A 3,577-nucleotide genomic window follows, 5' to 3' on the forward strand; every position below is an offset into this window, starting at 1 on the left:
CCGCACGTCGACGATGTCCCGACGCGGGGCGTCACGGGGCGTGGCGGCATCGTCACCCACACCGGGCTCGCCGTCGGTCTCGGTGCGTTCGGGCGCCGGCGGGGTGGGCGGCGCCGTGCTGGTCGTGGCCTGGTCACCGCCGGGTGCGAGCGCGATCCCGCCCCCGGCCTGATACCCACCGCCCTTGGGCTTCTCCTCGACCTCCCGCTCGCGCTCGCGCTGGAGGCTGATCCGACGCTTGCGCGCGATCGTCAGCCCGCCCACGAGCGCGACCAACAGCACGACGGCCGCTACGACAATGATCCACAACCAGGTGTTCGACACGCTGCCATCCTCCCACCCGTCCTCCACCCGGGCAGGTCGCCCCGGGAGCACGGTGAGCGGCCAACCGGATACGGATCCACTGCTCGCGAAGGTTCTTACGTGGTGGTCACGCCGTCGGCAGGGCGGTGGCGTTCGTGCTGCCGACCCGGTCAGCGCCCACGGATTCCTCGGCACACCGGGCCGGTCACCCTCCGTTGTGGCGTGAGGGGCACTTTCCCTGCACCCGACGCAGCGAATGTGCCCCTCACGGCACAGGGCGCAGGGAATGTGCCCTTCACGGCAACCCCGGCGGTCAGGTGCCGGTGGGGGTGAGCGGGGGTGTGGTGGGGGTGTCGGCGACCGAGCCGACGAAGCGGGCGCGGCCGTCCGGTTGCCATTCCACGGGCACGCCCAGGCGCGTCGGCGGGCGGCGCAGCGACTCGGGCAGGTCGTCGTCGGCGATCCGGCCGAGCCGGGTTCCGCGGCGCCGGATCTCGGCGACCCGTGCGGCCCCGGCCAGCAGCTGTTCCCACTCCGCACCCGGCACGGCCGCACTCGCGCGGTCGAGCACCTGCGCCTCCGCCGTCGCCCACACCACCGGCGACGCCTCGAAGCTCCACCAGCGCCTGCTCCACGGCGGGGCGACGAAGCCGTGGGTCACGCACGGCAGCCACTGACCCGGCACGAACCGGGTGCCCTCCCGGGCACGGAAGCTGATCAGCCGGTAGGCGAAGGCGGGCGGCGCCACCGGGTCCCGGGAGATGTCCGCCATGACCAGCAGCTGCACGTCAGCGTCGGCCTGTTCCACCACCATGCCCGGGACGAGCTGGCCGGCCCGGTACGGCCGGGTGGCACCACCGGTCAGCAGTCCGCGCAGGAACAGCCCCAGCCCCACCAGCACGGCCAGGACGCCGAGCGGGATCGCCCACCACGTGCCGTCGAGCATCGACCACACGCCGAGCCCGATCAGCACACCCCCGACGAGGATCCCGAGGGTGAGCCACAGCGCCCTGCGGTACACGTTCGGGCTGCTCTGCCGAAGGTGTTCGGGGTCGATCGGCGCGTCGAAGAACCTCCGCGGATCCCCCGCGGGCCACCCGTGCTCTGCCACCTCTGCCATGCGGGCATCCTGACAGACCCGCCACCCGTCCGGGTGATCTGAGCCCGCGAGTCGACGCCCCACGTCCGCGAGTTGCCACCCCGTGCCCACGAGTCGACCGTTCCGGCCCGACGAGTCGACCGTCCCCGCCCACGAACCGACGCGGCGGCGCGGGAACGACGTCTCACGCCGGGGCGGGCTCCTCGACGCCGTCGTCCGCCCGGAGCCGCTGGGAGATCACCCGGGTGATGCCGTCGCCCTGCATGCTCACCCCGTACAGCGCGTCCGCGATCTCCATCGTCGGCTTCTGGTGCGTGATGATCAGCAGCTGCGAGTTCGCGCGCAGCTGCTCCAACAGCCCGATCAGCCTGCGCATGTTCGTCTCGTCCAACGCCGCCTCGACCTCGTCGAGCACATAGAACGGCGACGGCCGCGCCCGGAAGATCGCCACCAGCATCGCCACGGCCACCAGCGACTTCTCCCCACCGGACAGCAGGGACAACCGCTTGACCTTCTTGCCCGGCGGCCTGGCCTCCACGTCCACCCCGGTGGTGAGCATGTCCCCGGGTTCGGTGAGCACCATGCGCCCCTCCCCACCCGGGAACAGCACCGAGAACACCGTCTCGAACTCCCGCGCGACGTCGGTGTAGGCGCTGGTGAACACCTCGAGGATCTTCTCGTCGACCTCCTTGACGACGGAGAGCAGGTCCTCACGGGTCTGCTTGAGGTCCTCCAGCTGGGTGGACAGGAACTTGTAGCGCTCCTCCAGCGCGGCGTACTCCTCCAGCGCCAGCGGGTTCACCTTGCCCAGCTTGGCCAGGTCCTTCTCCGCCCGGTTGGCGCGGCGCTGCTGGGTGTCCCGGTCGTACGGGATCGGCTGCGGCGCCATCACGGTGTCGCCGCGCTCCTTCGCGGCCTCGTACTCGGCCATCTCCCCCGGCCCCGGCGGCACGTCCACGTCCGGGCCGTACTCGGCGACGAGGTCGTCCAGCCCGATGGCGAACTCCTCGGTGATCCGAGCCTCCAGCTGCTCCAGCCGCAGCCGCTGCTCCGCACGGGCGACCTCGTCGCGGTGCACGGCGTCGGTGAGCTTCTCCAGCTCCACCGTCAGCTCCCGCACCCGGTTGCGCACCTGGCCGAGCGCCTGCTCGGTCTCCTCCCGGCGGGCCTGGATGGCGTCCCGCTCCGCCGCCGCGCGCTGCAACGACGTCTCGATCCGTTCCAGTGCGGACTCCCCGCCGTCCACGACGGCGCCGGCGATCTCCGCGCCGCGGGCGCGGGCGATGCGGGCCTGCTCGGCACGTTCCCGCGCCTGCCGCTCGGCCTCGGCCTCCCGCCGCAGCGCCTCGGCCCGGCCCGCGATGCCCTGGACACGTTCCTCGGCGGTGCGCAACGCCAGCCGCGCGTCCACCTCCTCCTGCCGCACCGCGGCCAGCGACTCCGCGGCCTCGTCGCGCTCGGTGGTGTCCGGGTCCTCCTCCACCGGTTCGTCGGAGAACGACGCCAGGCGTTCCTCGAGTTCGGCGAGCTCGGCGAGGACCTGCTCCCGGTTGTGTTCGACCTTGTCGCGTTGTTCCCGCAGCCGCCGCACCTCCGACTCCGCCGAGCGCGCCGCCTGTTCGAGGCTGCTCAGCCGCTCCGAGGAGCGCGCGTGCCGCACCTTGGCGTCGTTGAGCGCCTCCTTGGCCTCGCCCACCTCGGCACGGCGGTCCTGCTGTTCGGCGCGGGCACCGTCCAGCTCGGCGGTCACCCGCTCCAGGTTGCGTTCGGCCTCGGCCAGCCGCTCCTTCGCCTCGTCGACCGCGGCCTGCGTCTCGATCACGCTCTCGTCCCGTGCGGAGCCGCCGGTCGCCCAGTGCGCCCCCAACACGTCGCCGTCGGTGGTGACGGCGGTCAGCTCCGGGTGCGTCGCGACCAGTGACCGGGCCTCGTCCAGCTCCCCGACCAGCGCGACCCGGTTCAGCGCCTTCTCGACGGCGGGCCGCAACGCCTCGGGTGCGTGCACCACCTCGCGTGCCCAGCGGGCACCGTCCGGCAACGCGGGCAGGCCGGACGCCTCGACGGTGTCGGGGGCGGCGCCGAGCAACAGCCCCGCCCGGCCGGATTCGGTGTCCTTGAGCCAGCGCAGCGCCGTGACCGCGTCGTCCCCCGCGGCGACGGCGACCGCGTCGGCCA

The 3,577-nt window shown here is 73.1% G+C and carries 2 protein-coding genes and 1 pseudogene; all 3 read right to left on the reverse strand.

Going from position 1 to position 3,577, the window contains the following annotated elements; genetic code table 11:
• Positions 1-324, reverse strand: a pseudogene (locus SACPADRAFT_RS33200) (signal recognition particle-docking protein FtsY); the annotation flags it as partial.
• Positions 325-616: 292 nt separating this feature from the next.
• Positions 617-1,423 carry a DUF3239 domain-containing protein gene (locus SACPADRAFT_RS0218525; protein WP_007026941.1) on the reverse strand — a complete coding sequence of 269 codons (807 nt, stop codon included), beginning with the start codon at positions 1,421-1,423 and terminating at the stop codon, positions 617-619.
• 163 nt (positions 1,424-1,586) lie between these two features.
• On the reverse strand, positions 1,587-3,577 hold a 1,991-nt coding region (locus SACPADRAFT_RS28675; protein WP_040924593.1), incomplete at its 5' end, for an AAA family ATPase.

It is taken from the genome of Saccharomonospora iraqiensis subsp. paurometabolica YIM 90007, from assembly GCF_000231035.2.
GTDB lineage: Bacteria > Actinomycetota > Actinomycetes > Mycobacteriales > Pseudonocardiaceae > Saccharomonospora > Saccharomonospora paurometabolica.